The organism is Cellulomonas bogoriensis 69B4 = DSM 16987, assembly GCF_000767165.1.
GTDB lineage: Bacteria > Actinomycetota > Actinomycetes > Actinomycetales > Cellulomonadaceae > Actinotalea > Actinotalea bogoriensis.
The window spans coordinates 1-640 of sequence record NZ_AXCZ01000418.1 but is presented as its reverse complement, the minus strand read 5'-3'; the positions used below and the strand labels follow the sequence as shown (position 1 = coordinate 640).

The following is a 640-nucleotide window of genomic DNA, read 5'->3' as shown; positions in this document are numbered from 1 at the left end:
CCAGGGTCGCCGCCACGGCCCCCACCGCCACGAACGCTGCGACGACGAGCCACGGCACCTGCAGCGCGGGCATGAAGGTCGTCTGGCCCAGCGCCCTGGTGACGAGCCGGACCACGACGGCCACGACCAGCCCCGCGGCGGCGCCGACGAGAGCGGCGAGGGTCCCCACGAGCAGCCCCCCGAGCAGGACGACGTGCCGGACGGTGCGCTGCTCGGCGCCCACGGCCCCGAGCAGCGCCAGCTGCCTCTCGTTACGCCTCGCCCCGACCGCGAACGCCGGGCCGATGAGCAGCACCGCCTCCAGGAGCACGACCGCTGCCACACCTGCGACAAGGACGGCGGTCTCGGTCTCTGCTGCGCCGTCGAGGTCGTCGGCGGGGTGCCGGGGGACCTGGGAGCGGGGCGGCGGGTCCAGGAGGACCGCTCGGCTCACGACCGACGAGCCGAGCGCGTTGACCGCCAGGACGTCGTCCCACTCCACGGGCTGGGGGCCGACCACGTACCAGGAGACGCCGACGTCCTCGTGCATGGCACCCGGCTCACCGACGGTGGGCGGTGCGGTCAACGCCTCGTGCCCGGCGAGCACCTCGACCCCGCGGGGGGCCGAGTCCAGGACGCCGGTGACGGTGAGCGGCCGGCC

1 protein-coding gene is annotated in these 640 nt (G+C 75.9%); it reads right to left on the bottom strand.

What is annotated here, in order from left to right; translation table 11 throughout:
- Positions 1-640 (bottom strand): FtsX-like permease family protein (locus N869_RS15780; protein WP_035063282.1); only part of this gene is annotated, 640 nt, incomplete at both ends.